This is a genomic window from Klebsiella sp. K47 (genome assembly GCF_051858335.1).
GTDB classification, from domain to species: domain Bacteria; phylum Pseudomonadota; class Gammaproteobacteria; order Enterobacterales; family Enterobacteriaceae; genus Klebsiella; species Klebsiella pneumoniae.
This window is the reverse complement of record NZ_JBPYUI010000006.1, coordinates 164,753-190,114: the sequence shown is the minus strand read 5'-3', so window position 1 is coordinate 190,114 and position 25,362 is coordinate 164,753. Positions and strand designations below refer to the sequence as shown.

General features: G+C 59.0%; 29 protein-coding genes. 18 read left to right on the top strand and 11 right to left on the bottom strand.

Translation table 11 applies throughout. The features are described 5' to 3' along the window. Nucleotides 1-32 precede the first annotated feature (32 nt). The 13 genes from cysG to rpoS all read left to right on the top strand — a co-directional run bounded on the left by cysG (nt 33) and on the right by rpoS (nt 11,263). A complete protein-coding gene (gene cysG / locus RRF55_RS08110) occupies nt 33-1,439 on the top strand; it encodes a siroheme synthase CysG (RefSeq protein ID WP_072198726.1) in 1,407 nt (468 codons plus the stop codon). 9 nt (nt 1,440-1,448) lie between these two features. After that, nucleotides 1,449-2,357, top strand: coding sequence for a sulfate adenylyltransferase subunit CysD (cysD, locus tag RRF55_RS08105; protein ID WP_002915160.1), 909 nt, complete (start codon nt 1,449-1,451; stop codon nt 2,355-2,357). Nucleotides 2,358-2,366: 9 nt separating this feature from the next. Then, nucleotides 2,367-3,794 (top strand): sulfate adenylyltransferase subunit CysN, encoded by a 1,428-nt coding sequence (cysN, locus tag RRF55_RS08100; RefSeq protein ID WP_014907017.1) that lies wholly within the window; start codon nt 2,367-2,369, stop codon nt 3,792-3,794. Next, the gene (cysC, locus tag RRF55_RS08095) at nt 3,794-4,399 is read left to right on the top strand and encodes an adenylyl-sulfate kinase (protein WP_032415454.1); all 606 of its coding nucleotides are present in this window, start codon (nt 3,794-3,796) and stop codon (nt 4,397-4,399) included. The genes cysN and cysC overlap by 1 nt, the downstream gene beginning before the upstream one ends. Before the next feature lie 50 nt (nt 4,400-4,449). Then, entirely contained in the window at nt 4,450-4,776 is a 327-nt protein-coding gene (locus tag RRF55_RS08090; protein WP_002915157.1) for a DUF3561 family protein, read from the top strand. Between the two features lie 140 nt (nt 4,777-4,916). After that, nucleotides 4,917-5,234: a cell division protein FtsB gene (ftsB, locus tag RRF55_RS08085; RefSeq protein WP_002915156.1), complete on the top strand. Its 318-nt coding sequence runs from the start codon at nt 4,917-4,919 to the stop codon at nt 5,232-5,234. A 19-nt stretch (nt 5,235-5,253) separates the two neighbouring features. Then, nucleotides 5,254-5,964 (top strand): 2-C-methyl-D-erythritol 4-phosphate cytidylyltransferase, encoded by a 711-nt coding sequence (gene ispD / locus RRF55_RS08080; RefSeq protein ID WP_004174645.1) that lies wholly within the window; start codon nt 5,254-5,256, stop codon nt 5,962-5,964. Continuing rightward, nucleotides 5,964-6,443, top strand: coding sequence for a 2-C-methyl-D-erythritol 2,4-cyclodiphosphate synthase (ispF, locus tag RRF55_RS08075; RefSeq protein ID WP_002915113.1), 480 nt, complete (start codon nt 5,964-5,966; stop codon nt 6,441-6,443). Before ispD ends, ispF begins: the two co-directional genes overlap by 1 nt. Next, nucleotides 6,440-7,489, top strand: a complete 1,050-nt coding sequence (gene truD / locus RRF55_RS08070; protein ID WP_004174647.1) for a tRNA pseudouridine(13) synthase TruD — start codon at nt 6,440-6,442, stop codon at nt 7,487-7,489. Before ispF ends, truD begins: the two co-directional genes overlap by 4 nt. Then, nucleotides 7,470-8,231 (top strand): 5'/3'-nucleotidase SurE, encoded by a 762-nt coding sequence (gene surE / locus RRF55_RS08065; protein WP_004174648.1) that lies wholly within the window; start codon nt 7,470-7,472, stop codon nt 8,229-8,231. The genes truD and surE overlap by 20 nt, the downstream gene beginning before the upstream one ends. Next, complete coding sequence (locus RRF55_RS08060; RefSeq protein WP_002915108.1) at nt 8,225-8,851, top strand: protein-L-isoaspartate(D-aspartate) O-methyltransferase; 627 nt, start codon at nt 8,225-8,227, stop codon at nt 8,849-8,851. The genes surE and RRF55_RS08060 overlap by 7 nt, the downstream gene beginning before the upstream one ends. 125 nt (nt 8,852-8,976) lie before the next feature. Continuing rightward, nucleotides 8,977-10,113: a murein hydrolase activator NlpD gene (gene nlpD, locus RRF55_RS08055; protein WP_032415453.1), complete on the top strand. Its 1,137-nt coding sequence runs from the start codon at nt 8,977-8,979 to the stop codon at nt 10,111-10,113. A 157-nt stretch (nt 10,114-10,270) separates the two neighbouring features. Beyond that, nucleotides 10,271-11,263 carry an RNA polymerase sigma factor RpoS gene (rpoS, locus tag RRF55_RS08050; RefSeq protein ID WP_002915106.1) on the top strand — a complete coding sequence of 331 codons (993 nt, stop codon included), beginning with the start codon at nt 10,271-10,273 and terminating at the stop codon, nt 11,261-11,263. 52 nt (nt 11,264-11,315) lie between these two features. Here the strand turns inward: rpoS and RRF55_RS08045 are convergent, their stop codons facing one another. Together RRF55_RS08045 and RRF55_RS08040 are read right to left on the bottom strand one after the other, a co-directional pair. Next, nucleotides 11,316-11,693: a hypothetical protein gene (locus tag RRF55_RS08045; protein ID WP_004900191.1), complete on the bottom strand. Its 378-nt coding sequence runs from the start codon at nt 11,691-11,693 to the stop codon at nt 11,316-11,318. Then, nucleotides 11,690-12,892: an MFS transporter gene (locus tag RRF55_RS08040; protein WP_004210571.1), complete on the bottom strand. Its 1,203-nt coding sequence runs from the start codon at nt 12,890-12,892 to the stop codon at nt 11,690-11,692. The genes RRF55_RS08045 and RRF55_RS08040 overlap by 4 nt, the downstream gene beginning before the upstream one ends. Nucleotides 12,893-13,000: 108 nt before the next feature. On the opposite strand from RRF55_RS08040, the gene RRF55_RS08035 reads away from it, so the two are divergent. Further along, on the top strand, nt 13,001-13,888 hold the full coding sequence (locus tag RRF55_RS08035) for a LysR family transcriptional regulator (RefSeq protein ID WP_016947562.1): 888 nt from the start codon (nt 13,001-13,003) through the stop codon (nt 13,886-13,888). An 8-nt stretch (nt 13,889-13,896) separates the two neighbouring features. Here RRF55_RS08035 and RRF55_RS08030 read toward each other — a convergent pair whose 3' ends face one another. Continuing rightward, nucleotides 13,897-14,304, bottom strand: coding sequence for a MarR family winged helix-turn-helix transcriptional regulator (locus tag RRF55_RS08030; RefSeq protein ID WP_002915102.1), 408 nt, complete (start codon nt 14,302-14,304; stop codon nt 13,897-13,899). A 173-nt stretch (nt 14,305-14,477) separates the two neighbouring features. On the opposite strand from RRF55_RS08030, the gene RRF55_RS08025 reads away from it, so the two are divergent. From RRF55_RS08025 to RRF55_RS08010, 4 genes are all read left to right on the top strand, one after another. Further along, a complete protein-coding gene (locus RRF55_RS08025) occupies nt 14,478-15,071 on the top strand; it encodes a non-oxidative hydroxyarylic acid decarboxylases subunit B (RefSeq protein ID WP_064153081.1) in 594 nt (197 codons plus the stop codon). Next, on the top strand, nt 15,071-16,498 hold the full coding sequence (locus RRF55_RS08020) for a non-oxidative hydroxyarylic acid decarboxylases subunit C (protein WP_004151060.1): 1,428 nt from the start codon (nt 15,071-15,073) through the stop codon (nt 16,496-16,498). Before RRF55_RS08025 ends, RRF55_RS08020 begins: the two co-directional genes overlap by 1 nt. A 10-nt stretch (nt 16,499-16,508) precedes the next feature. Next, a complete protein-coding gene (locus RRF55_RS08015) occupies nt 16,509-16,745 on the top strand; it encodes a non-oxidative hydroxyarylic acid decarboxylases subunit D (RefSeq protein WP_002915098.1) in 237 nt (78 codons plus the stop codon). 338 nt (nt 16,746-17,083) lie between these two features. Next, nucleotides 17,084-17,236: a Hok/Gef family protein gene (locus RRF55_RS08010; protein ID WP_002915097.1), complete on the top strand. Its 153-nt coding sequence runs from the start codon at nt 17,084-17,086 to the stop codon at nt 17,234-17,236. 119 nt (nt 17,237-17,355) lie between these two features. Here RRF55_RS08010 and mutS read toward each other — a convergent pair whose 3' ends face one another. The 8 genes from mutS to RRF55_RS07970 all read right to left on the bottom strand — a co-directional run bounded on the left by mutS (nt 17,356) and on the right by RRF55_RS07970 (nt 25,353). Continuing rightward, on the bottom strand, nt 17,356-19,917 hold the full coding sequence (gene mutS, locus RRF55_RS08005) for a DNA mismatch repair protein MutS (RefSeq protein WP_004151059.1): 2,562 nt from the start codon (nt 19,915-19,917) through the stop codon (nt 17,356-17,358). A gap of 268 nt (nt 19,918-20,185) precedes the next feature. Continuing rightward, a complete protein-coding gene (locus RRF55_RS08000; protein WP_008806210.1) occupies nt 20,186-20,533 on the bottom strand; it encodes a DUF1493 family protein in 348 nt (115 codons plus the stop codon). Continuing rightward, nucleotides 20,518-20,967 carry an STM2901 family protein gene (locus RRF55_RS07995; protein WP_004188736.1) on the bottom strand — a complete coding sequence of 150 codons (450 nt, stop codon included), beginning with the start codon at nt 20,965-20,967 and terminating at the stop codon, nt 20,518-20,520. Before RRF55_RS07995 ends, RRF55_RS08000 begins: the two co-directional genes overlap by 16 nt. Before the next feature lie 11 nt (nt 20,968-20,978). Beyond that, nucleotides 20,979-21,461 carry an Hcp family type VI secretion system effector gene (locus RRF55_RS07990; RefSeq protein ID WP_130974835.1) on the bottom strand — a complete coding sequence of 161 codons (483 nt, stop codon included), beginning with the start codon at nt 21,459-21,461 and terminating at the stop codon, nt 20,979-20,981. Between the two features lie 278 nt (nt 21,462-21,739). Beyond that, the gene (locus RRF55_RS07985; RefSeq protein ID WP_004149516.1) at nt 21,740-22,519 is read right to left on the bottom strand and encodes a heme ABC transporter ATP-binding protein; all 780 of its coding nucleotides are present in this window, start codon (nt 22,517-22,519) and stop codon (nt 21,740-21,742) included. Beyond that, the gene (locus RRF55_RS07980) at nt 22,512-23,507 is read right to left on the bottom strand and encodes a FecCD family ABC transporter permease (RefSeq protein WP_004185411.1); all 996 of its coding nucleotides are present in this window, start codon (nt 23,505-23,507) and stop codon (nt 22,512-22,514) included. The genes RRF55_RS07985 and RRF55_RS07980 overlap by 8 nt, the downstream gene beginning before the upstream one ends. Beyond that, on the bottom strand, nt 23,507-24,325 hold the full coding sequence (locus RRF55_RS07975; RefSeq protein WP_032415449.1) for a heme/hemin ABC transporter substrate-binding protein: 819 nt from the start codon (nt 24,323-24,325) through the stop codon (nt 23,507-23,509). The genes RRF55_RS07980 and RRF55_RS07975 overlap by 1 nt, the downstream gene beginning before the upstream one ends. Further along, nucleotides 24,322-25,353 (bottom strand): hemin-degrading factor, encoded by a 1,032-nt coding sequence (locus RRF55_RS07970; RefSeq protein ID WP_023328379.1) that lies wholly within the window; start codon nt 25,351-25,353, stop codon nt 24,322-24,324. The genes RRF55_RS07975 and RRF55_RS07970 overlap by 4 nt, the downstream gene beginning before the upstream one ends. Between the last annotated feature and the right edge of the window lie 9 nt (nt 25,354-25,362).

Genomic DNA, 25,362 nt, shown 5'->3' with positions numbered 1-25,362 from the left:
GAATGTAAGAGAGTTGTTGCACCGTGGATTACTTGCCCCTTTTTGCCGAACTGAAACAAAGGCCCGTGCTGGTGATCGGCGGCGGCGAGATTGCTGAACGTAAGATCAAGTTCCTGCTGCGCGCCCAGGCGCAGGTGCAGGTGGTCGCTGAAACGCTGTCACCGGCGCTGGCCGATCTGGCTGCGCGCCAGGCACTCAGCTGGCGGGCGACGGAATTCAGCGACTCGCTGGTGGATGATGTCTTTCTGGTGATTGCGGCCACCGAGGATGAGGTGCTTAACCAGCGGGTATTTGCGGCAGCTAACGCGCGCTACCGGTTGGTCAACGTGGTGGATAACCAGGCGCTGTGCTCGTTTGTTTTCCCTTCTATCGTCGACCGTTCGCCGCTGCTGGTGGCGATCTCCTCCAGCGGTAAAGCGCCGGTACTGTCGCGCATTCTGCGTGAAAAAATCGAAGCGCTGCTGCCGACGAATCTCGGTCGGCTGGCGGAATCAGCAAGCTACTGGCGCAACCATCTGAAAACCCGCCTGACGACTACCGAAGCGCGTCGCCGCTTCTGGGAGCGCGTCTTTACCGGCCGCTTCGCCAGCCTGATGGTGGCGGGCAACTCTGCGGAGGCGGAAAAAGCGCTGCAGGATGAGCTCGACAAACCCGAACGCGAGACGGGAGAAATTATTCTGGTCGGCGCCGGGCCGGGCGATGCCGGGCTGCTGACCCTTCGCGGTCTGCAGGCGATCCAGCAGGCGGACGTGGTTTTCCACGATCATCTGGTGACTCAGCCGGTTCTCGAGCTGGTGCGCCGCGATGCCGAGCTGATCTGCGTTGGCAAACGCGCCGGCGAGCATTCGGTGCCGCAGCATGAAACCAATCAGCTGCTGGTGGAGGCGGCGAAGGCGGGGAAAACCGTCGTGCGCCTGAAGGGCGGCGATCCGTTTATTTTTGGCCGCGGCGCAGAAGAGCTGCAGGCTGCCGCCGAGGCGGGGATCCCGTTCCAGGTGGTGCCGGGCGTCACCGCCGCCGCCGGAGCGACAGCCTACGCCGGTATTCCGCTGACCCATCGCGATTATGCGCAAAGCGCCGTCTTTGTCACCGGCCACTATAAGCCGGACAGCGCCCCCTTCGACTGGTCGCTGCTGGCGAAGAGCCAACAGACGCTGGCGATCTACATGGGCACCATGAAGGCAGCGGAAATCAGCGCGCAGCTGATCGCCCACGGTCGCGACAGCGACACGCCGGTGGCGGTAATTTCCCGTGGCACCCGTGACGATCAGCAGACGATAACCGGCACATTGCAACAACTCGAACACCTGGCGAAAGACGCCCCGATGCCCGCCCTGCTGGTGGTAGGCGAAGTGGTGCAGCTGCATCAGCAGCTCGCCTGGTTTCAACATACATCATCCGCCGAGGGGTTTAACGCTTCGGTGGTCAATCTGGCTTAAGGAACGGTTATGGACCAAAAACGACTCACTCACCTGCGGCAACTGGAGGCGGAAAGCATCCATATTATTCGTGAGGTGGCCGCCGAATTTTCTAACCCGGTAATGATGTACTCCATCGGGAAAGATTCCAGCGTAATGCTGCATCTGGCGCGCAAAGCGTTTTATCCGGGAACCCTGCCGTTCCCGCTGCTGCACGTCGATACCGGCTGGAAATTCCGTGAGATGTATGAGTTCCGCGACCGGACCGCTAAAGCCTACGGCTGTGAACTGCTGGTGCATAAAAACCCGGAAGGGGTGGCGATGGGCATCAACCCGTTTGTCCACGGCAGCGCCAAGCATACCGATATCATGAAAACCGAAGGGCTGAAGCAGGCGCTGAACAAATACGGCTTTGACGCCGCGTTCGGCGGCGCGCGTCGCGACGAAGAGAAATCCCGCGCGAAAGAGCGCATCTACTCCTTCCGCGACCGCTTCCACCGCTGGGACCCGAAAAATCAGCGTCCGGAGCTGTGGCACAACTACAACGGCCAGATTAACAAAGGCGAAAGCATCCGCGTCTTCCCGCTCTCCAACTGGACCGAGCTGGATATCTGGCAGTACATCTATCTGGAAAATATTGAAATCGTGCCGCTGTATCTGGCCGCTGAGCGTCCGGTGCTGGAGCGCGACGGTATGCTGATGATGATCGATGACGACCGTATCGATCTGCAGCCGGGCGAGGTGATTGAAAAACGGATGGTGCGTTTCCGTACCCTCGGCTGCTGGCCGCTGACCGGCGCGGTGGAGTCTGAAGCGCAGACGCTACCCGAAATTATTGAAGAGATGCTGGTATCGACCACCAGCGAACGTCAGGGGCGCGTCATTGACCGCGACCAGGCCGGCTCGATGGAGCTGAAGAAACGTCAGGGGTATTTCTAAGGAGCCGCCATGAACACGACCATTGCCCAACAAATTGCCAACGAAGGCGGCGTAGAAGCTTACCTGCACGCGCAACAGCACAAGAGCCTGCTGCGTTTTTTGACCTGCGGCAGCGTCGATGACGGCAAAAGCACCTTAATTGGCCGCCTGCTGCACGATACGCGCCAGATCTATGAAGACCAGCTCTCTTCGCTGCACAACGACAGCAAGCGTCACGGCACCCAGGGCGAAAAGCTGGACCTGGCGCTGCTGGTGGACGGCCTGCAGGCCGAGCGCGAGCAGGGCATCACCATCGACGTGGCCTATCGCTACTTCTCAACCGAAAAACGCAAATTTATCATCGCCGACACCCCGGGGCACGAGCAGTACACGCGCAATATGGCCACCGGCGCGTCCACCTGCGACCTGGCGATCCTGCTGATCGATGCGCGCAAGGGCGTGCTCGACCAGACCCGCCGTCACAGCTTCATCTCGACGCTGCTGGGCATTAAACACCTGGTAGTGGCGGTCAACAAAATGGATCTCGTCGAGTTTAGCGAAGCGCGCTTCAACGAGATCCGGGAAGATTATCTGACCTTTGCCGAGCAGCTGCCGGGCAACCTTGATATCCGCTTTGTGCCGTTGTCGGCGCTGGAAGGCGATAATGTCGCCAGCCAGAGCGCGAATATGCCGTGGTACAGTGGCCCGACGCTGCTGGAAGTCCTCGAAACCGTGGAGATCCAGCGGGTGGTCGAGAGCCAGCCGCTGCGCTTCCCGGTGCAGTATGTTAACCGTCCGAACCTTGATTTCCGCGGCTTCTCCGGCACGGTCGCCTCCGGTACCGTGCAGGTTGGCCAGCGTCTGAAGGTGCTGCCGTCGGGCGTCGAATCGAGCGTGGCGCGTATCGTCACCTTCGACGGCGACCTGCAGGAAGCCGCCGCCGGCGAAGCCATTACCCTTGTGCTGAAAGATGAAATCGACATCAGTCGCGGCGACCTGCTGGTTGACGCGCAAGCCTCGCTGCCGGCGGTACAAAGCGCTAGCATCGACGTGGTGTGGATGGCCGAGCAGCCGCTGACCCCGGGCCAGAGCTACGACATCAAAATCGCCGGCAAGAAGACCCGCGCTCGCGTCGACGCTATCCGCTACCAGGTCGATATTAACAACCTGACCCAGCGTGAAGTCGAGTCTCTGCCGCTGAACGGCATCGGCCTGGTGGAGCTGACCTTTGACGAACCTTTAGTGCTGGATCCGTATCAGCAAAACCCGGTGACCGGCGGGCTTATCTTTATCGATCGCCTGACCAACGTCACCGTCGGCGCCGGGATGGTCAACGAGCCGCACCTGCAGGCATCGACTTCGGCATCACAGTACAGCGCCTTCGAGCTGGAGCTGAACCAGCTGATCCGTAAACATTTCCCGCACTGGGACGCCCGCGACCTGCTGGGAGGCCAATAATGGCCCAGCATGACGAAAACGTCGTCTGGCATGCCCACCCTGTGACCCAACAGCAGCGGGAACAGCATCACGGCCATCGCGGCGTGGTGCTGTGGTTTACCGGCCTTTCGGGGTCGGGTAAATCCACCGTCGCCGGGGCGCTGGAGGAGGCCCTGCATGAGCGCGGCGTCAGCACCTATCTGCTGGACGGCGATAACGTGCGCCATGGCCTGTGCAGCGACCTGGGATTCAGCGATGAGGATCGCAAAGAGAACATTCGCCGCGTCGGCGAAGTGGCCAGGCTGATGGTCGATGCCGGGCTGGTGGTATTGACGGCATTTATATCTCCGCACCGTGCGGAACGGCAGATGGTGCGCGAGCGCCTCGGGGAAGGACGCTTTATCGAAGTGTTCGTCGATACCCCGCTGGCCATCTGCGAGGAGCGGGATCCGAAAGGATTGTATAAGAAAGCGCGGGCAGGGGAATTACGCAATTTCACCGGCATAGACTCGGTCTATGAGGCGCCAGAAAAGGCGGAAATTCATCTGGATGGTGAACAATTGGTAACAAATTTGGTGCACCAACTATTAGACCTGCTGCAACAGAGCGATATTATCAGATCCTGAAACGGCAGCGGCATCGAGGGGTGCCGGTTGCCCGGTCTACAGGATTCGATATGCGCAATACCCAGAACCTCAGTATTATTCGTTCAGAACCGCCTCCGGCGATCGGCGACGAGACCACCTGGTCTTTGTCGGGCGCTGCCGTGGGCTTTATTTCGTGGCTGCTGGCGCTGGGTATTCCCTTCCTTCTCTATGGCAGTAATACACTCTTCTTTCTCCTCTACACCTGGCCATTCTTCCTTGCGTTGATGCCGGTGGCGGTGGTGGTCGGTATTGCGCTGCACTCTCTGCTCAATGGCAAACTGCTCTATAGCGTCAGCGCGACCATCCTGACCGTTGGGCTGATGTTTGCGCTACTCTTCCTCTGGCTGTTGGGATAACCCGTTGCTGGTATGAATCAAGCATGGGTATCGACAGCAAAAATATGGTACAGTCCCCGCGTTACGCGGCATCGTCCGCGCGCCCCGGTAGCGTACCCGGGCGAGTTTTGGGATGATGATGCCGTTTTTCAGGGGGCAGGATGGGTAAACTAACGCTGCTATTATTAGCTTTGCTGGTCTGGCTACAGTATTCGCTGTGGTTCGGTAAAAACGGCCTGCACGACTACACGCGGGTTAACGACGACGTCACCGCCCAGCAGGCGACTAACGCCAAATTAAAAGCACGCAACGATCAGCTGTTTGCCGAAATTGACGACCTCAACGGCGGGCAGGAAGCGATTGAGGAGCGTGCGCGCAATGAACTCAGCATGACCCGCCCGGGCGAAACCTTCTATCGTCTGGTACCGGATGCGTCTAAACGCAATCAGGCATCGGGGCAACAGCAGAACAATCGATAACCAGGCCCAGGATTACAACATGGCAGCCACTTTTCCGGGCGTTTGCGCCGTGGTGCCGGCAGCCGGTTTCGGCCGCCGCATGCAAACGGAATGCCCGAAACAATATCTCTCAATCGGTAACAAAACGATTCTCGAACACGCGGTCGCCGCGCTGCTGGCGGATGCGCGCGTCCAGCGGGTGGTGATTGCCGTCAGCCCCGGCGATCGCCGCTTCAGCCAGCTGCCGCTGGCGCAGCATCCGCAAATTACCGTGGTGGATGGCGGCGCTGAGCGTGCCGATTCGGTGCTCGCCGGCCTGCAGGCGTTGCCGGAGGCGCAGTGGGTGCTGGTGCATGACGCCGCGCGCCCCTGCCTGCATCAGGACGACCTCAGCCGCCTGCTGTCGCTCTGCGAAACCAGCCGCGTCGGCGGGATCCTTGCGGCGCCAGTGCGCGACACCATGAAGCGCGCCGAGCCGGGCAAAACCGCTATCGCCCATACCGTCGACCGCAATGACCTGTGGCATGCGCTCACCCCGCAACTTTTCCCTCGCGAGCTGCTGGTGGATTGCCTCACTCGCGCGCTAAACGAGGGTGCCACTATCACCGATGAAGCCTCGGCGCTGGAGTACTGCGGCTTCCATCCGCAGCTGGTCGCCGGACGCGCGGATAATATTAAAGTGACGCGCCCGGAAGACCTGGCGCTGGCTGAATTTTACCTCACCCGTTCCCGACACCAGGAGAAAGCTTAATGCGAATTGGACATGGTTTTGACGTACACGCTTTTGGCGGTGAAGGCCCAATCATCATTGGCGGGGTACGCATTCCTTATGAAAAAGGGCTGCTGGCCCACTCCGACGGCGACGTCGCGCTGCATGCGCTGACCGACGCGCTGCTTGGCGCCGCGGCGCTGGGCGATATCGGCAAGCTGTTCCCCGATACCGATCCGGCGTTTAAAGGCGCCGATAGCCGCGAACTGCTGCGCGAAGCATGGCGCCGCATTCAGGCCAGGGGCTATACGCTCGGCAACGTCGACGTCACGATTATTGCCCAGGCGCCGAAAATGCTGCCGCATATTCCGCAGATGCGCGTCTTTATCGCTGAGGATCTCGGCTGCCATATGGACGACGTCAACGTGAAAGCGACCACCACCGAGAAGCTCGGCTTCACCGGCCGCGGGGAAGGGATCGCCTGCGAAGCGGTTGCGCTGCTGCGTAAGGCCGACAAATGATCGCCTTTGACCAACTGACCTGGCTGCACGGCAAGCCGCAGAGCAGTGGGCTGCTGAAAGCCAATCCGGAAGATTTTCTGGTGGTGGAAGATCTGGGCTTTGCCCCGGACGGCGAAGGCGAACACGTGCTGGTGCGGATCCTGAAAAACGGCTGCAATACGCGCTTTGTCGCCGACGCGCTGGCAAAATTCCTTAAGATCCACGCCCGTGAAGTGAGCTTCGCCGGGCAAAAAGATAAGCACGCGGTCACCGAGCAGTGGCTGTGCGCCCGGGTGCCCGGCAAAGAGATGCCGGACCTGAGCAAATTTCAGCTCGAGGGCTGCCAGGTACTGGAATATGCTCGCCATAAGCGTAAGCTGCGTTTAGGCGCGCTGAAAGGCAACCAGTTTACCGTGATCCTGCGCGAGATTAGCGATCGCCAGGACGTGGAGACGCGTCTGCAGGCCATCGCTGAACGGGGAGTGCCGAACTATTTCGGCGCGCAGCGCTTCGGCATTGGCGGCAGTAACCTGCAGGGTGCCCTGCGCTGGGCGGAGAGCGGCGCGCCAGTGCGCGATCGCAATAAGCGCAGTTTTTGGTTGTCGGCAGCCCGCAGCGCGTTGTTTAATCAGCAAGTGAGTATTAGATTAAAAAAAACGGAATTTAATCAGGTCGTTGATGGCGATGCGCTACAATTAGCGGGGCGCGGGAGCTGGTTTGTCGTCACACCGGAAGAACTCGAGGTTTCGCAGGCGCGGGTGCATAACCGCGAACTGATGATTACGGCCACGCTGCCGGGCAGCGGCGACTGGGGAAGCCAGCGCGACGCCCTGGCTTTCGAGCAGGCCGCGATCGCCGAGGAAACCGCGTTACAGGCGCTGCTGGTGCGGGAGAAAGTCGAGGCGGCGCGCCGGGCGATGCTTCTCTATCCACAGCGGCTCAGCTGGAACTGGTGGGATGACGTAACCGTTGAACTGCGTTTCTGGCTGCCGGCGGGCAGCTTCGCCACCAGCGTGGTCAGGGAGCTTATCAATACAACGGGTGACTATGCGAATATTGCTGAGTAACGATGACGGGATCCATGCGCCGGGGATACAGACCCTGGCGAAGGCCTTAAGGGAGTTTGCCGAGGTCCAGGTGGTTGCACCCGATCGTAACCGCAGCGGGGCCTCAAATTCGCTGACGCTGGAATCGTCCCTGCGTACGTTTACCTTTGAAAATGGCGACATCGCCGTCCAGATGGGCACCCCGACCGACTGTGTCTATCTCGGCGTGAACGCGCTGATGCGCCCGCGTCCGGACATCGTAGTTTCCGGCATTAATGCCGGCCCCAACCTGGGCGACGACGTCATCTATTCCGGCACCGTGGCCGCGGCGATGGAAGGCCGTCATCTGGGGTTCCCCGCGCTGGCCGTGTCGCTGAACGGCTATCAGCATTACGATACCGCCGCGGCGGTAACCTGCACCATTCTGCGCGCCTTAAGCCGCGAGCCGCTGCGTACCGGGCGGATCCTTAACATCAACGTGCCGGATCTCCCGCTTGATCAAATCAAGGGCATTCGCGTGACCCGCTGCGGCAACCGCCATCCGGCCGACCAGGTGATCCCGCAACAAGATCCTCGCGGCAACACCCTGTACTGGATTGGTCCGCCGGGCGATAAGCGCGATGCCGGGCCGGGCACCGATTTTGCGGCAGTGGATGAAGGCTATGTTTCCGTGACGCCATTGCACGTCGATTTAACCGCCCATCAGGCGCATGAGGTGGTCACCGATTGGCTGGAACGTGTCGGGGTTGACAGGCAATGGTAAGTAAACGTGTTGAAAGTTTGTTGAATCAACTGCGCACGCAGGGCATCGTCGATGAACGTGTCCTCGAGGCGATCGCGCTGGTCCCGCGCGAAAAGTTTGTTGATGAAGCCTTTGAACATAAAGCGTGGGAAAACACCGCGCTGCCGATTGGCCAGGGGCAGACCATCTCCCAGCCGTATATGGTGGCGCGGATGACCGAGCTGCTGACGCTGACGCCGGAGTCGCGGGTGCTGGAGATCGGCACCGGTTCCGGCTACCAGACGGCCATCCTGGCGCATCTGGTGCATCACGTATGCTCGGTAGAGCGAATTAAGAGTTTACAGTGGCAGGCGCGTCGTCGCCTGAAACAACTTGATTTACATAATGTTTCAACCCGTCATGGCGATGGGTGGCAAGGTTGGCAGGCGCGGGCGCCGTTTGATGCCATTATTGTGACGGCGGCGCCGCCGGAAATACCGACCGCGCTGCTGGCGCAGCTGGATGATGACGGCGTGCTGGTGCTGCCGGTCGGCGAAGAGCATCAGTTTCTCAAACGGATCCGTCGTCGGGGCAACGAATTTATCATTGATACCGTCGAGGCCGTTCGCTTTGTTCCCCTGGTGAAGGGGGAGCTGGCCTGAGACCCGGATTATTCCAGGTTTTTTTTGCCTGACTTTAGGCGTAGGGTGGACACATTTTTCAGTGTCCTGGCCGGGCGCCGCCCGGTAAGCAAGATATTGGCAGTTAACATATTCCTGGGGGATAAATGAGCGCGGGAAGCACCAAATTTACCGTCAGCCGTATTGCGGCTCTTTCACTGGTTTCACTCTGGCTGGCCGGGTGTACCAACACCAATAATCCGCCTGCGCCGGTTAGCTCTGCCGGCGGCGCCGCCTCTTCCAGCACCAACTCCGGCATGCTGATTACGCCGCCACCCTCCGGCGTCAAGTCCGCTCCTCAGGCGCAGCCGATTCAGCCGATGCAGACCCAGAGCATTCAGCCGCAGCCGGCGCCGGTGGCGCAGGAGCCGGTACAGACGGTAAATGGCAGGATCGTTTACAACCGCAAATATGGCGATATTCCGAAAGGTAGCTATACCGGCGGCAGTACCTATACGGTAAAACGCGGCGACACGCTATTCTATATCGCCTGGGTCACCGGCAACGATTTCCGCGACCTGGCGCAACGCAACAATATCCCGGCCCCGTACGCGCTGAACGTGGGGCAGGTACTGCAGGTCGGTAACGCCTCAGGCCAGCCGATCACCGGCGAAAACGCCGTTTCTCAGGCCAGCGCAAGAGCGAGCGGCGGTGCGACGACCAGCACAACTTCTGCACAAAAATCGACCGCGGTGGTTGCTTCACAACCGACTATTACGTATTCTGAATCTTCAGGTGAACAGAGTGCTACCAAGATGTTGCCTAATAATAAACCAGCGACTACAACCACAACGGTTGTCGCGCCGGTGACGGCACCAACAACGGTGAGCACAACCCAGCCGACTGCAAGCAGTACGTCAACCAGTTCGCCGATCTCAGCATGGCGCTGGCCGACTGATGGCAAGGTTATCGAGAACTTTAGCGGCGCGGAAGGCGGCAATAAAGGTATCGATATTGCAGGCAGTAAGGGACAGGCTATTGTCGCGACCGCCGATGGGCGCGTCGTCTATGCCGGTAACGCACTGCGCGGCTACGGTAATCTTATTATCATCAAACACAACGATGATTACCTGAGTGCCTACGCTCATAACGATACCATGCTGGTTCGGGAGCAACAGGAAGTCAAAGCGGGGCAGAAAATCGCTACCATGGGTAGCACCGGAACCAGCTCAACAAGATTACATTTTGAAATTCGTTACAAGGGGAAATCCGTCAACCCGCTGCAGTACTTACCGCAGCGATAATTTGGCAAAGTACGGATAAGCGAAGCATCAGCTAACAGGCGCCAGGGCGGTGTCTACGTTCCTCTCGCAGAGAGGGCAGGGGAAATCGTCCAGGCGTCGTTTGTTGATGTGCCGTGGAAGGTGCTTTGCTCAGGGATCACGGGTAGGAGCCACCTTTATGAGTCAGAATACGCTGAAAGTTCATGATTTAAATGAAGACGCGGAATTTGATGAGAACGGAATTGAGGTTTTCGACGAGAAAGCCTTAGTAGAAGAGGAACCCAGTGATAGCGATCTGGCTGAGGAAGAGCTGCTGTCGCAAGGCGCAACCCAGCGCGTACTTGACGCCACTCAGCTTTATCTTGGAGAGATTGGTTATTCCCCACTGCTGACCGCGGAAGAGGAAGTCTATTTCGCGCGTCGCGCACTGCGTGGTGATGTCGCTTCACGCCGTCGCATGATTGAAAGTAACTTGCGTCTGGTGGTGAAGATTGCCCGTCGTTACAGCAATCGTGGTCTGGCGCTGCTGGATCTGATTGAAGAAGGTAACCTCGGCCTGATCCGCGCCGTTGAGAAGTTTGACCCGGAACGTGGGTTCCGTTTTTCGACCTACGCGACCTGGTGGATCCGCCAGACTATTGAACGGGCGATCATGAACCAAACCCGTACGATCCGTTTGCCGATCCATATTGTTAAAGAGCTGAACGTCTATCTGCGTACCGCGCGCGAGTTGTCCCATAAGCTGGACCACGAGCCTAGCGCGGAAGAGATCGCCGAACAGCTGGACAAACCGGTCGATGACGTCAGCCGTATGCTGCGTCTGAACGAGCGCATCACCTCCGTGGATACTCCGCTGGGTGGCGATTCAGAAAAAGCGCTGCTGGATATTCTGGCCGATGAGAAAGAGAACGGCCCGGAAGACACCACGCAGGACGATGATATGAAGCAAAGTATCGTCAAATGGCTGTTTGAACTGAACGCCAAGCAGCGTGAAGTTCTGGCACGTCGTTTTGGTCTGCTGGGTTATGAAGCTGCCACGCTGGAGGATGTGGGCCGTGAAATTGGCCTGACCCGCGAACGCGTGCGGCAGATCCAGGTGGAAGGTCTGCGTCGCCTGCGGGAAATTCTGCAGGGACAGGGGCTGAATATCGAAGCGCTCTTCCGCGAATAAGACGTTTTCTGTCAAAAAGGCCCCCTCGAAAGTCGGGGCCTTTTTCTTTGGGCTAGCCGAGGCGGGTTTCCTGCAGATGGCGCCAGACGATTTTCCCTTCCGCTTGCTGAAAAATCGCCGTCGACCAGCGAACGTTCTGGCTGCTATCCGCCAGCGTTTGGCTTTCACGATATAGCACTGCGGCGCCGTCGTGCCACTCGCTGATGATTTCCATCTGATCCACTACGATATCTAACCCCGGACGGCTGCCGCCGGCGTGGTGGAAAAAATGGCTCACCGTTGGGTAGTCCATCTTCTCACCGCTCAAGGGGATCATGGTAAAATCGGCGGCAAAACGCTTCATCAGCGCCTCAGCGCTTCCTTCGCCATGGCTTAACCAGCGTTCGATAAGGACATGGGCATCGAGGACTTCCTGCAGATAAGGATTCATGACTTCTCCAGAGTGGTGTGCAGGCGATGGATAATCGCCCGATTATTCAGCCGCAGGCAAAACAGCAGCGGCAACAGGGTAATGACGGCGGCGCTGATAAATACCCCCTGCCAGGCGTAGGCCGGCGGGAATACCCTCAGCAGCAGGGCGAGCAGGGCGCTGCCGGCAAAGAAGCTGAGCTGGCGGTTAAGATTCCATAGCGCGCTGGCGTCAGGCATCTCTTCGGCAGGCGTATGCAGGAAAGCGCTGCTTTGCGCGGTGCTGCTGCATAAGCTGCCTCCGCCGCCCATCAGCGTAAAGGCCAGAATCAACAGCGCCAGCGGGCTGTCCGCATCGATCTTCAGCAGCAGCATGATCCCCATCGCCTGAAGCAGGCAGCCGATGACGACCAGCGGCCGGGGCCCGAAGCGGTTGAAATATCTGCCGGTAAAGGTGATGGCGGCAAACGAGGCCAGCGACCAGGGCACCATCAGGGCACCGATTGCCCCCGGCGCCATCCCGGTGACGCGTTGCAGGTAGTACATCCCCACCACGTTGACGCCAATAAACATCCCCGGCACGCAGAGGTAGATCAGCATCGCGAAGCGCAGCAGGGGATCGGCCAGCAGCGACAGTGGAAGAAAGCGAGTCGGGCGAACCGGACCGGGGGTGTCGTTCAGCCATCGCACCGCCAGCACAAAGGTTAGCAGAGCCACAGGCAGGCTGGCGAAAAAGACCCAGCGCCAGCTGAACGCCTCGACTAACAGGCCGCCGATCGCCGGCGAGCAGGCGGGGGCCAGCAGGCCGACCAGCATCACCGCCGCCGACAGCTTCGCCCGCTCATGCGGCTGAAACAGCGGCCACGTCAGCGCCTGGCCGAGGGGGATTAACAGCCCGCCGCCCATCCCCTGCAGCGTCCGCCATAAAATCAGTTCGCTCAGGCTGTTGGCAAGCCCTGCCGCCAGCGCGCCGAGGCTGAACAGCCCCAGCGAGAGTAAAAACAGCCGTTTCGCCCCCCAGCGCTCGCTGAGCCAGGCGCTGAACGGCACAACGACCGTCAGACCGAGAATATAGGCATTACTGACCCACGCCAGCTGCGAGACGGAAACCGCCAGCGCGCGGCTGATTGCCGGAAAGGCGATGCTGGCGATAAACATATTGATCAAATCGAGAAAAAAACCGAACAGAAAAACGGTGGCAACGCGGTGGCGGTAGGTCATGGTTCACTCCCTCAGACAGGCGGCTACTGTAAACCTGCCGCAGCGAGGGATAAACGGGACTAATTGGGATATACTGTCTGAATATTTTTGACAATCATCCGGACGACGATGCTTAATCTTCAGCGCGTGACCATGTTTATCGCCGTGGTAGATGCCGGCAGTTTCACCCTGGCCGCAGCGGCGCTGGGGCAGACCAAGGCGGTGGTCAGCTTTAACGTACGGCAGCTGGAAAATGAGCTGGGGGTGACGCTGCTGCTGCGTTCGACGCGGCGTTTGCGGCTCACTGACGCCGGGGTGCTGTTCTATCAGCGCGGGGTAGCGCTCCTGAACGCGGCGGAAAATCTCCAGGATGAGGTGCGGGCCAGCCATAGCGGCTTAAGCGGGGAGCTACGGATCACCACCACGCCGGAGTATGGCGCGCAGGTTATCATTCCAGCGCTGGCCGCGTTCGCCCGTCGTCATCCGGCGCTGCGGGTGCGCCACGTCTCCTCCTCCCATCATGCCGACCTCATTTCAGAACGATTTGACGTGGCGATACGCCTCGGTACGCTGGCCGATTCCCGCTATCGGGCGACGCGGATAGCCAGTTTCGCGATCCTGCCCGTCGCCTCTCCGGCCTGGCTGGCAAGCCATCCGGTGCAGACGCTGTCCGATCTGGCGCAAGCTGAGTGGATTATTCACGAGCGCCTGCAGACGCCGCTGCGCTGGCAGCTGCGCACGGATCACCAGACAGAGGTGGATTTCGCGATAGCCAGCGCGCCGCGGTTTTCTGCTGATAGCGCTACGGCGCTGATGAGCTTTGCTCTGGCGGGATGCGGCGTCGCCTTGCTGCCCGCATGGCTGGTAGCCAAAAAGGTGGCGCAGCGGGAGCTGGTGCCGCTCCTGCCGGAATACCATTTCCCACAGCAGGGCGTGTATGCCCTTTATCCCGACTCGCAGCATTTGCCGACCCGGGTGCGGGCATTTATTGACTTCCTGCGCGAGAAGGTCGGTTAAGCGCCCGTTCAGGGCGCCATCATTTTGTGCACCAGCCGGGAGAACTGCTCGCGCTCGTCATCGCTCAGGCGGCCGAGAAACTCGTCATCGACCTCATTGCCCTGCGGAATGGAACGGTTAAGCAACGCCTCGCCTTCGTCGGTCAGATAGACAAAACGGCGGCGTTTATCGGCCGGATCGTGCTCACGGCGCACCAGGCCGCGCGCTTCCATTCGGCTGAGCATCTCCGCCAGCGTAGCCTTGGTGCTGACCGCCGCTTCAATCAGCGCCACCTGTTCGATCCCGGGGTGCTCCGCTACCGAGCGCATCACCGCATACTGAGGTTTAGTCAGGTCCGGCAACGCCTGCTGCCAGCGGGCGGTATGCTGTTGAAAAAGCTGGCGCAGCAGGTGGAATGCTTCGTTTCGTAACTCCATGAATACTCCGTAACAAAACTGTCACCTCTATGATAGCCGTTCGTACGCCTTTTTATACCCTTTCTGCGTTTTGATTAAAAATGCGCACGTATACGAACGATCTTGCCAATAAGGGCTGGAGGGGGTAGTTTAAATATAAAGTTCGTACACGAACAAAAGTAATGAGGTCTGGAATGAAACTGATTATTGGGATTACGGGGGCCACCGGGGCACCGCTTGGGGTGGCATTGCTGCAGGCGCTGCGCGATATGCCGGAGGTGGAAACCCATCTGGTGATGTCGAAATGGGCCAAAACCACCATCGAGCTGGAAACGCCCTGGACGGCGCGCGAAGTGGCCGCGCTGGCGGACTTTTCCCACAGCCCGGCAGACCAGGCCGCCACCATCTCATCCGGTTCATTTCGTACCGACGGCATGATCGTTATTCCCTGCAGTATGAAAACGCTTGCAGGCATTCGCGCGGGTTATGCCGAAGGACTGGTGGGCCGCGCGGCGGACGTGGTGCTCAAAGAGGGGCGCAAGCTGGTGTTGGTCCCGCGGGAAATGCCGCTCAGCACGATCCATCTGGAGAACATGCTGGCGCTGTCCCGCATGGGCGTGGCGATGGTCCCGCCGATGCCAGCTTACTACAACCACCCGGAGACGGTTGACGATATCACCAATCATATCGTCACCCGGGTGCTGGATCAGTTTGGCCTCGACTATCACAAAGCGCGCCGCTGGAACGGCTTACGCACGGCAGAACAATTTGCACAGGAGATCGAATAATGGCTTTTGATGATTTGCGCAGCTTTTTGCAGGCGCTGGATGACCAGGGACAACTGCTGAAAATCAGTGAAGAGGTGAACGCTGAGCCCGATCTGGCGGCGGCCGCCAATGCGACCGGACGCATCGGCGACGGTGCCCCGGCGCTGTGGTTCGATAATATTCGCGGCTTTAACGACGCTCGCGTGACGATGAACACCATCGGCTCGTGGCAGAACCATGCCATCTCGCTGGGCCTGCCGCCTAACACGCCGGTGAAAAAGCAGATTGATGAGTTCATTCGCCGCTGGGATAACTTCCCGGTGACGCCAGAGCGCCGCGCCAACCCGGCGTGGGCAGAAAATACTGTTGATGGCGATGATATCAACCTGTTCGATATTCTGCCGCTGTTCCGCCTCAACGATGGTGACGGCGGTTTCTACCTCGATAAAGCCTGTGTCGTTTCGCGCGATCCGCTGGATAAAGATAACTTCGGTAAGCAAAACGTCGGTATCTACCGCATGGAAGTGAAAGGCAAGCGCAAGCTCGGCCTGCAGCCGGTACCGATGCACGATATCGCGCTGCATCTGCACAAAGCGGAAGAGCGTGGGGAAGATCTGCCAATCGCCATTACCCTCGGTAATGACCCGATTATTACCCTGATGGGCGCCACGCCGCTGAAATACGATCAGTCTGAATATGAGATGGCTGGCGCGCTGCGCGAGAGCCCGTATCCCATCGCTACCGCGCCGCTGACCGGCTTTGACGTGCCCTGGGGTTCGGAAGTGATCCTCGAAGGGGTCATTGAAGGGCGTAAGCGTGAGATCGAGGGGCCGTTCGGTGAATTTACCGGTCACTACTCCGGCGGTCGTAACATGACGGTAGTGCGTATCGACAAAGTCTCTTATCGCAGCAAACCGATTTTTGAATCGCTCTACCTCGGTATGCCGTGGACCGAGATTGACTATCTGATGGGCCCGGCGACCTGCGTACCGCTGTATCAGCAGCTGAAGGCCGAATTTCCGGAAGTGCAGGCGGTCAACGCCATGTACACCCATGGTCTGCTGGCGATCATCTCCACCAAAAAACGCTACGGCGGTTTTGCCCGCGCGGTGGGCCTGCGGGCGATGACCACTCCCCACGGCCTCGGATATGTGAAGATGGTGATCATGGTTGATGAAGACGTCGACCCGTTCAACCTGCCGCAGGTGATGTGGGCGCTCTCCTCGAAGGTTAACCCGGCAGGAGACCTGGTGCAGTTGCCGAACATGTCGGTCCTTGAACTTGACCCAGGCTCCAGCCCGGCAGGCATTACCGACAAACTGATTATCGACGCCACCACCCCGGTTGCGCCGGACCTTCGCGGCCACTACAGCCAGCCGGTGCAGGATCTGCCGGAAACCAAAGCCTGGGCTGAAAAACTGACCGCTATGCTGGCCAACCGTAAATAAGGAGAAGAAGATGATTTGTCCACGTTGCGCCGATGAAAAGATTGAAGTCATGGCGACCTCGCCGGTGAAAGGGGTCTGGACCGTGTATCAGTGCCAGCACTGTCTTTACACCTGGCGAGATACCGAGCCGCTGCGCCGCACCAGCCGCGAACACTATCCGGAAGCGTTCCGCATGACGCAGAAAGATATCGATGAGGCGCCGCAGGTGCCGCACGTACCGCCGCTATTGCCGGAAGATAAGCGTTAATGAAAGGGGCCCGCTAAGTCGGGCCTTTTTTATATTTAGTACAATTATGGAAATTATTTTTTCATTAAATTAAAAAATTACGTGAAGGGTTAATATACCGGGATGACTTTGCGAGCCTGCATCCAGATTATTATAAAATTCGTCTGATTAATTCCTTGCAGATAAATTTCACGCCCTGACGAGTGTAGAATTGCGGCGGGTGCTTGAGGCTGTCTGGCCTTGAGCATTACCAGGCCCCCAGACAGACGAAAGCCCCAGGAGATATTTCTATCAACTGAGGCTAGCGAATGAACATAGACAATTCAGATGTTAGTCTCTTCTTTGCAGGAAGGCAAGATATGCTGACAAAATATGCCCTTGTGGCAATCATCGTACTCTGTATTACGGTACTGGGATTTACGCTGTTGGTGCACAGCTCACTATGCGAGCTGAGTATTAAAGAGCGTAATATTGAGTTTAAAGCTGTTCTCGCTTACGAATCGAAGAAGTAGCATCCGCGCGGGGGCAACCCCGCGTATGGGTTGTCAGGACGTATCCTCTAGCACCCATTTTTTTGTTTGCTAAAACGGCAGCGCTTCACAGCGCTGCCGTTTTTCACCTTAATGGGTGGCTAGACCAGGCTTTTCAGACGGTAGATCCACTCCAGCGCCTGACGCGGGGTCAGGGAGTCCGGATCAAGATTTTCCAGCGCCTCAACCGCAGGCGAGGTCTCTTCCGGGGCGGCGAGTAGCGACATCTGCGTGCCGTCGACCTGGGTCGCCGCCGCGTTGGGCGAGATACTCTCCAGCTCGCGCAGTTTCTGCCGCGCGCGCTTGATCACCTCTTTCGGCACCCCCGCCAGCGCGGCGACCGCCAGGCCATAGCTCTTGCTGGCCGCGCCGTCCTGCACGCTGTGCATAAAAGCGATGGTATCGCCGTGCTCCAGCGCGTCGAGGTGGACGTTGGCGACGCCTTCCATTTTCTCCGGCAGCTGGGTGAGCTCGAAGTAGTGGGTGGCGAACAGCGTCAGCGCCTTGATTTTGTTGGCCAGATTTTCCGCACAGGCCCACGCCAGCGATAGCCCGTCGTAGGTGGACGTGCCGCGGCCAATCTCATCCATCAGCACCAGGCTATGCTCGGTGGCATTGTGCAGGATATTGGCGGTTTCAGTCATCTCCACCATAAAGGTCGAGCGGCCGCTGGCCAGGTCATCCGCCGCGCCGACGCGGGTAAAGATGCGATCGATGGGCCCGATCTCCACCTTCTGCGCCGGGACGTAGCTGCCGATATAGGCCAGTAGCGCAATCAGCGCGGTCTGGCGCATATAGGTACTTTTACCGCCCATATTCGGCCCGGTGATAATCAGCATCCGCCGCTGCGGCGCCAGCTGCAGCGGGTTGGCGATAAACGGCTCTTTCAGCACCTGCTCGACCACTGGATGGCGGCCTTCGCTGATGCGAATGCCCGGCTTATCGCTAAAGGTCGGGCAGCAGTAGTTCAGGGTTTCCGCGCGTTCCGCCAGGTTGACCAGCACGTCCAGCTCGGCCAGCGCGCTGGCGCTGGTTTGCAGGTCGGCGAGATGCGGCAGCAGCAGGTCGAACAGTTCGTCATAAAGCTGTTTTTCCAGCGCCAGCGCTTTGCCCTTGGAGGTCAGCACCTTATCTTCGTATTCCTTCAGCTCAGGAATAATGTAGCGTTCGGCGTTCTTCAGCGTCTGGCGGCGCACGTAGTGGATCGGCGCGAGGTGGCTCTGGCCGCGGCTGATCTGGATGTAGTAGCCGTGGACGGCGTTGTAGCCGACTTTCAGGGTATCGAGGCCCAGCCGCTCGCGCTCGCGGATCTCCAGTTTATCGAGATAATCGGTGGCGCCATCGGCCAGCGCCCGCCACTCGTCCAGCTCTTCGCTATAGCCCGGGGCGATGACCCCGCCGTCGCGGACCAGCACCGGCGGGGCGTCGATCACCGCGCGCTCCAGCAGTTCGCGCAGTTCGGTGAACTCGCCCATTTTCTCGCGCAATTTTTGCACCGGCTGACTGTCAACGTCGGCCAGCAGCTCACGCAGCAGAGGCAGTTGCTGCAGGGCATGACGCATGCGGGCAAGATCGCGCGGCCGGGCGGTACGCAGCGCCAGACGCGCCAGAATACGCTCCAGATCGCCGACCTGGCGCAGCACCGGCTGCAGCTCGGTATAGCGCTCCTGCAGCGCGCCGATGGTCTGCTGGCGCTCCACCAGTACGGCGGTATCGCGGACCGGCATATGCAGCCAGCGCTTGAGCATCCGGCTACCCATCGGCGTCACCGTACAGTCGAGTACCGAGGCCAGGGTGTTGTCGGTGCCGCCGGCCAGATTCTGGGTGATCTCGAGGTTACGGCGGGTGGCGGCATCCATAATGATGCTGTCCTGCTGGCGTTCCATGGTGATGGAGCGGATGTGCGGCAGCGAGGTACGTTGGGTATCTTTGACATACTGCAGCAGGCAGCCGGCGGCGCACAGGCCGCGCGGGGCGTTTTCGACGCCGAAGCCGACCAGATCGCGGGTGCCGAACTGCAGGTTTAGCTGCTGGCGTGCGGTGTCGATTTCAAATTCCCACAGCGGGCGACGGCGCAGACCGCGGCGGCCCTCGATCAGCGACGATTCGGCAAAATCTTCCGCATACAGCAGTTCCGCCGGGTTGGTGCGTTGCAGCTCTGCCGCCATGGTTTCGCGGTCGGCCGGTTCGCTCAGGCGAAAGCGCCCGGAGCTGATATCCAGCGTCGCGTAGCCGAAGCCTTTGCTGTCCTGCCAGATGGCGGCCAGCAGGTTGTCCTGGCGCTCCTGCAGCAGCGCTTCATCGCTAATGGTGCCCGGGGTGACGATACGCACCACTTTACGCTCGACCGGCCCCTTGGTGGTGGCTGGGTCGCCAATCTGCTCGCAAATGGCCACCGACTCGCCCTGATTGACCAGTTTGGCGAGGTAGTTCTCTACGGCGTGGTGGGGGATGCCGGCCATGGGTATCGGTTCGCCCGCGGAGGCGCCGCGCTTGGTCAGCGAGATATCGAGCAGCTGCGAGGCGCGTTTCGCATCGTCATAAAATAGCTCGTAAAAATCCCCCATCCGGTAAAACAGCAGAATGTCAGGATGTTGCGCCTTTAGCTTGAGATACTGCTGCATCATCGGCGTGTGGGCGTCGAGATTGTCAATTGTGCTCATGGGGTGTTATCCAGATCCCTGATTTTAAATGGCTGCGATTTTGTAGTTTTCGTCGTTATCACATGGATGAGACATAATAACGGAGATGGGCAGGTGAGGGAAACCGACGAAAGCACGCGGCGCGATCCGGATTCCAGTTGCAGAGGGGGCGGGGTACCGTCACAGTAATTGAACCGCCGCCACGCGATCGTCTTCATACATTACGTTCGCCGTCGATGTTGTTCTGCCTTCTGGCCGTAGACCTCGTTACGACAACGGCTTGTGGTTGCTAGTCGTAAAGCCATTTACCTGCTTTTGCTGATTCGGCAAACATTTTGATAGTTAAAGGTTTACGCGTTTTTTCTACATCTTCTCGTTTTACTTTAAACCACCGAGTTAGCATTGGAGTATTCTCCCAAGGGAAATAACACGACCATTTAACACTGGAAAGATCAACATTAAATTTTTGTTCAAATTTATTTAAAGCGTCATGCAGATCGTCGCCGGGAGCATCAAATAAGTCATAATCAAGTTCCAATGGGATTTCTTTCCAATTTTTATCTAAACGGGTTGAGATCTCATCTTTAAACAAGTCTAAAACCTGATCTTGAATGCTTTTCATTAAAAGGATGTCCATTGTATACGGTCTTTGGGGCGAGCTATTAGGTTGTATTTTTCCTGAGTTTTTCTTGAAACTTGATAAATTGAGTTTACAAGTCCTATCCAACCTAACCACGGAACATAACGGGCGATAACAGCAGCAAGACTATTCGTTTTTCTCATTCTTACACCAACGGGTGTAGGAACCCTAATACCAAATGGAGTTTTTGCATTTCTCAGAAGCATCCTTCCATATTTAGAAACAACACTTGTTCCTTTTATTGCCTCTCCTGGCTTTGTTCTGGTTTTTAGCCAAGGTTGCCCGGCGAGGATAGCGGCACCAGATTCAATACCAATGCCAAGTTCGTCACAAAATTGTTCAAGAAAAATGACATCAAAAAGTTCACCAGCCGAAAGATTGGATTGTCCGTGATAGAAATAGGTTCCATTTAGTTCTTCTGTCGTATCCATTTGCTCATCTATTATGCTGTTTGTCTTTCATTCCAGGCATCGGTGAAAATTATATTTCCGTCACAATGTTTCCAGGTGATCTTCTCATATCTAAGTTCGACAGATTCAAGATGGTTGTTGTTCTTGTCTTCTGGGGAAGCCATTGTAGGAGATATTGATACGATTCGGACGCCTTCAAGTAGCATATTGAAGTATTCCACTTCTTGACCAGCATCGCTGATTTTATACCATTTGATTTCAGCAGATTTCAGGTTCTGACCATTAGCTACTGCTTTGTAGAGGTATGGACTGGAATAGTCGAATTCTTTAACGATGATCATTGGTGAGTGCTGACGAGTGCCGGTAGGCTTGCCAGTGGCATTATCAGTGGGAATGGAGAGATTGTGATGAAACCCTTTAAATTCGATGCTGAACTCCCTGTCTGCAACATCACAACCACCTTTGATTAGTGCCCCACCGTCGTCGTATATCCACATATTACCTGGAATAGCCATGCTTCTTCTTCCCTCTATTATCATTAGTAAGAAAACAGTGTATCGAGTTGATTAAGCGCAGTAAATAATCAATGTGTCGTTTTTGGATTAATACGGGAAATATCTTCTCTGTAATGATGGTTTATATTTAAAAATAGCTGTCGTAAATATTTCATTGGGTTATTACGCCATTGGTATAGATTTTAAATATAAATGACCCTCAATAATATAATGCAGGCAATTATTGCCAGAAAGCGTAAGCGCGGCGCGATCCGGATTCCAGTTGCGCCGCGCGGGGATTATGGCGCCAGATAAACCTGGGGGACCGCGTTGTCCGGGTGCTGGACGAGGCGGACATCCGCCCCGTACCAGCGATGGATAACCGGCTGCTGGATCACCTCCTGCGGCGTGCCCTGGGCGACCAGATGTCCCTGGTGAAGCAACAGAATGCGGTCGGCCCACAGGGCGGCGAGGTTAAGGTCATGCAGCACCACGCAGACGTGCAGTTGCCCGCCGGCGGTGAGCCGTTTGAGCAAACGCAGCAGGTGCTGCTGATAGTAAAGGTCCAGCGCCGAGGTGGGCTCATCGAGAAACAGCCAGCCCTGCGGCGCGCCGTCGCGCCATAGCTGCGCCAGACAGCGGGCCAGCTGTACCCGCTGCTGCTCGCCGCCGGAGAGGCCGGGATAGCGGCGACCGGCAAGGCCATCGCAGCCGGTGACGGCCATCACCGCCGCCAGCACCGCCGGATCCGCCGTCGCGCCCCACGGTGAGCGTCCCATGGCAATGACCGTTTCCACCGTCCAGTCGGCCTGCAGGGCCGTTCGCTGCAGCATGACCGCCCGCCGGCGCGACAGCGCCTCGGGGGACCAGGCTTCCAGCGGCTTGCCTGCAAGATGGCGGGTGCCGCTGTCCGGAGTCAGATAGCCGGTCAACAGGCGCAGCAGAGTGGATTTCCCGGCGCCGTTCGGCCCGATAAGCGCCGTCATCTCGCCGCCGCGCAGCGCGACGGAGACGTTGTCGATAATCTGTCGTTTACCAAGGTGAAGTGACAGCCCCTGGGCGCAGTATTCATTAACCATGTCTGGAGTTCTCCCGACGAAAGACCAGCCACAGAAACCAGGGGGCGCCCAGCAGGCTGGTGAGCAGACCGACCGGTATCTCCGCCGGCGCCGCCACGGTGCGGGCCAGGGTGTCGGCCAGCAGAAGCAGGATCGCGCCGGCCAGCAGCGAGCCGGGGATCAGTCCGCGATGGTCCGGTCCCAGCCACAGGCGCATCAGGTGCGGCACCACCAGGCCGATAAAGCCGATGACTCCGCTGATGGCCACCGCGGCGGCCACCAGCACCGCGCTGCACAGCAGCAGCCAGCGCTGCAGCGCCTGCACGTTGACCCCGAGATAGTGCGCCTCTTCATCGCCAAGCTGCAGCAGATTGAGGCGGGACGCCATCCACCACACCGCCAGCGCAGCCGGGATAATCAAGGTCGCGGCCACCAGCAGCGTCGGCCATTCGGCCTGGCCCAGACTGCCCATTCCCCACAGCGACAGCTGGCGCAGCTGGGCGTCATTGCTCAGCCAGGACAGGACGCCGACCAGCGCGCCGCACAGCGCGTTGATGGCGATCCCCACCAGCAGCAGGCGCGACAGCGAACCCTCCTCCGCCCGACTGAGGATGAAAATCACCACCATCACCGCCAGGCTGCCAATAAACGCCGCCAGCATCGGCATATACAGAGCGATCAGCCCCGCAGCGGAGAACGGGAGCACCAGCCAGCTGGCCACCGCCAGCGCGGCGCCGCTGCTGATGCCCAGCAGGCCCGGGTCGGCAAGCGGGTTGCGAAACAGCCCCTGCATCACGCAGCCGGAGAGGGCCAGCGCCGCGCCCACCAGCAGGGCCAGCAGCACCCGCGGCAGACGGATGGTCAGCCAGATATGGCGCAGCATGTCATCCCCGGAAGGCAGCAGGTTGACCAGCGGCAAGCGCATGGCGCCGAGGGTGGTGGCAAACAACGTCAGGGAGACCAGCAGCAGCGTCATCAGCAGCAAACGGCGAGCGAGGGCAGGGCGCATCAGGGCAACTGCTCCGCTTTGTTTCGCAGCGCGATTATCGCCTGCGGTGTGCGCGGCCCGAAGCCCAGCAGGGCCATATCGTCGATCGTCAGCAGCTGTTTATGACGCCCCGCCGGGGTCTGCACCAGGCCGGGCAGTTTCCACAGCCCGGCTTCGCCGCCCATCCCTTTGAGACCATCGGCGGAGATCACCACCAGATCCGCCTGGCTGGCGGCGACCCCTTCCTGCGACATGGCGCGATAGTGGTCGAAGCCCTGCATCGCGTTCTGCAATCCGGCGGCGCGAATGGCGCCATCGGCCGCGGTATGCTGTCCGGCCACCAGGGTATTCATTCCGCCGTGGCTGAGAATAAACAGCACCCGCTTAGCAACCGGCTGCGTTGGAATGGCGGCGATCTGCTGCTGAAGCTGCTGGCGCAGCGCGTCGCCTGCCGCCGTTTTGCCTAACGCTTCGGCAATGACAGCCACTTTGTTATCGATCGCGGACAGACTTTCGCCGCCCGGCACGTTCACCACCTTCACCCCGCTCGCCTGCACTTTGTGTAAGACCAGCGAGGGCTGCGCCTGGGCGCTCGCTAACACCAGCTGCGGGCGTAACGCGAGGATCCCCTCGGCGTTCAGCTGTCGCAGGTAGCCGACGTCCGGCAACTTTTGCGCCGCCGGGGGCCAGCTGCTGGTGCTGTCCCGCGCCACCAGGCTCTCCTCCACGTGAAGGGCGTAGACGATCTCAGTGACATCTCCGCCGAGGGTGACGAGCCGCTCAACGGCGGCGTGACTCAGCAGCGGGAAAGCGATCAAGAGCAGTAACCAGCGCATCATGCGGGCTGCCCTTCACGGGTCAGGCGGTCTACCTGCTGGCGCCATTGCGTCTGCTCGGGGTGCCCCTCGCTGCGCTGGCCGTAGAGCTGGGCAATCTGGGTGCCGTCTTTAGCGAACAGTTCGACGCTGGTGACGTGTCCGTCCGAAGTCGGCTTGCGGGTCACCCACACTTCATCGACGCTCTCTTCGCGCAGATGCAGGGTAAAAGTAGTATTGAAGATATTCAGCCAGCCGCGCATGGGGGCCAGCTTTTCCAGGGCGCCGGTAAAGATCTGCACGCAGCCGCGATTGCCGACGAAGATCATGATTTCATTGCCCTCCTGGCGCACCGTCTCCAGCAGCGACGGCAGCGCATGGCGATCCACGCGGCAGGCGAGGTCGTCGCTCACCAGACGGAAGGCCTGCTGGCGGGAAAGCTGATATTTACGCAGCAGACCGAAGAACTGGTGAACGTCGGTCATCGCGCGCCAGTCGTTCTCCAGGGCGGCGCCGTCGGCGGTATCGGCATATTTCACCGGCTCCAGCGGGCGCAGGGTCAGCGGTGCCGGCGCCGCCACCCGATATTCCGCGATCAGGGTCTCCCAGGCCGCCATGTCGGTCTGCGTGGTCGCATAGACTTTCAGCAGGGCGTCGCCGTGGTGGTCGAAAAACTGGATGCTCTGACGGCCATTATCGTTCAGATGGAAGGCGCTGGCCCACTGGCTGAGGAACAGACGCAGGTCGAGCGCACGCGGGTTCAGCACCAGCCCGGCGTGGCCGCTGAGGTGCTGGTGCGTGAACTGGCCCACCTGCTCATGCACGGCATACTCGTTGCGGCAGATGCATTTGGTTTCGCCGACGCGCTCCAGGGCGGCAATCAGCGCCCGGGCGTCATCGCTCAGGCGCACGGCATCATGGCCGAGGCGGGCGGCGGTCAGCTCGGCTTCGCTGATCCCCATTTCCGCGGCGATATCGCGGGCATATTTCGCGGTACTGGCCGCTTTGGTGGCCTGGTAGCGCTGCCACAGGTCAGGGTGTGCATTTGGCATAATCATATC

What these genes read in the sequence shown, in the direction of transcription:
- RRF55_RS07975 (WP_032415449.1), bottom strand. Translation starts at nt 24,325, where the DNA reads ATGATGCGCTGGTTACTGCTCTTGATCGCTTTCCCGCTGCTGAGTCAC.
- RRF55_RS07980 (WP_004185411.1), bottom strand. Translation starts at nt 23,507, where the DNA reads ATGCGCCCTGCCCTCGCTCGCCGTTTGCTGCTGATGACGCTGCTGCTG.
- ispF (WP_002915113.1), top strand. Translation starts at nt 5,964, where the DNA reads ATGCGAATTGGACATGGTTTTGACGTACACGCTTTTGGCGGTGAAGGC.
- cysD (WP_002915160.1), top strand. Translation starts at nt 1,449, where the DNA reads ATGGACCAAAAACGACTCACTCACCTGCGGCAACTGGAGGCGGAAAGC.
- RRF55_RS08030 (WP_002915102.1), bottom strand. Translation starts at nt 14,304, where the DNA reads ATGGAGTTACGAAACGAAGCATTCCACCTGCTGCGCCAGCTTTTTCAA.
- RRF55_RS07970 (WP_023328379.1), bottom strand. Translation starts at nt 25,353, where the DNA reads ATGCCAAATGCACACCCTGACCTGTGGCAGCGCTACCAGGCCACCAAA.
- mutS (WP_004151059.1), bottom strand. Translation starts at nt 19,917, where the DNA reads ATGAGCACAATTGACAATCTCGACGCCCACACGCCGATGATGCAGCAG.
- RRF55_RS08020 (WP_004151060.1), top strand. Translation starts at nt 15,071, where the DNA reads ATGGCTTTTGATGATTTGCGCAGCTTTTTGCAGGCGCTGGATGACCAG.
- nlpD (WP_032415453.1), top strand. Translation starts at nt 8,977, where the DNA reads ATGAGCGCGGGAAGCACCAAATTTACCGTCAGCCGTATTGCGGCTCTT.
- cysN (WP_014907017.1), top strand. Translation starts at nt 2,367, where the DNA reads ATGAACACGACCATTGCCCAACAAATTGCCAACGAAGGCGGCGTAGAA.
- RRF55_RS08010 (WP_002915097.1), top strand. Translation starts at nt 17,084, where the DNA reads ATGCTGACAAAATATGCCCTTGTGGCAATCATCGTACTCTGTATTACG.
- surE (WP_004174648.1), top strand. Translation starts at nt 7,470, where the DNA reads ATGCGAATATTGCTGAGTAACGATGACGGGATCCATGCGCCGGGGATA.
- rpoS (WP_002915106.1), top strand. Translation starts at nt 10,271, where the DNA reads ATGAGTCAGAATACGCTGAAAGTTCATGATTTAAATGAAGACGCGGAA.
- truD (WP_004174647.1), top strand. Translation starts at nt 6,440, where the DNA reads ATGATCGCCTTTGACCAACTGACCTGGCTGCACGGCAAGCCGCAGAGC.
- RRF55_RS08015 (WP_002915098.1), top strand. Translation starts at nt 16,509, where the DNA reads ATGATTTGTCCACGTTGCGCCGATGAAAAGATTGAAGTCATGGCGACC.
- ispD (WP_004174645.1), top strand. Translation starts at nt 5,254, where the DNA reads ATGGCAGCCACTTTTCCGGGCGTTTGCGCCGTGGTGCCGGCAGCCGGT.
- RRF55_RS08060 (WP_002915108.1), top strand. Translation starts at nt 8,225, where the DNA reads ATGGTAAGTAAACGTGTTGAAAGTTTGTTGAATCAACTGCGCACGCAG.
- cysC (WP_032415454.1), top strand. Translation starts at nt 3,794, where the DNA reads ATGGCCCAGCATGACGAAAACGTCGTCTGGCATGCCCACCCTGTGACC.
- RRF55_RS08000 (WP_008806210.1), bottom strand. Translation starts at nt 20,533, where the DNA reads ATGGACATCCTTTTAATGAAAAGCATTCAAGATCAGGTTTTAGACTTG.
- RRF55_RS07990 (WP_130974835.1), bottom strand. Translation starts at nt 21,461, where the DNA reads ATGGCTATTCCAGGTAATATGTGGATATACGACGACGGTGGGGCACTA.
- RRF55_RS08090 (WP_002915157.1), top strand. Translation starts at nt 4,450, where the DNA reads ATGCGCAATACCCAGAACCTCAGTATTATTCGTTCAGAACCGCCTCCG.
- RRF55_RS07995 (WP_004188736.1), bottom strand. Translation starts at nt 20,967, where the DNA reads ATGGATACGACAGAAGAACTAAATGGAACCTATTTCTATCACGGACAA.
- RRF55_RS08035 (WP_016947562.1), top strand. Translation starts at nt 13,001, where the DNA reads ATGCTTAATCTTCAGCGCGTGACCATGTTTATCGCCGTGGTAGATGCC.
- RRF55_RS07985 (WP_004149516.1), bottom strand. Translation starts at nt 22,519, where the DNA reads ATGGTTAATGAATACTGCGCCCAGGGGCTGTCACTTCACCTTGGTAAA.
- RRF55_RS08045 (WP_004900191.1), bottom strand. Translation starts at nt 11,693, where the DNA reads ATGAATCCTTATCTGCAGGAAGTCCTCGATGCCCATGTCCTTATCGAA.
- RRF55_RS08025 (WP_064153081.1), top strand. Translation starts at nt 14,478, where the DNA reads ATGAAACTGATTATTGGGATTACGGGGGCCACCGGGGCACCGCTTGGG.
- ftsB (WP_002915156.1), top strand. Translation starts at nt 4,917, where the DNA reads ATGGGTAAACTAACGCTGCTATTATTAGCTTTGCTGGTCTGGCTACAG.
- RRF55_RS08040 (WP_004210571.1), bottom strand. Translation starts at nt 12,892, where the DNA reads ATGACCTACCGCCACCGCGTTGCCACCGTTTTTCTGTTCGGTTTTTTT.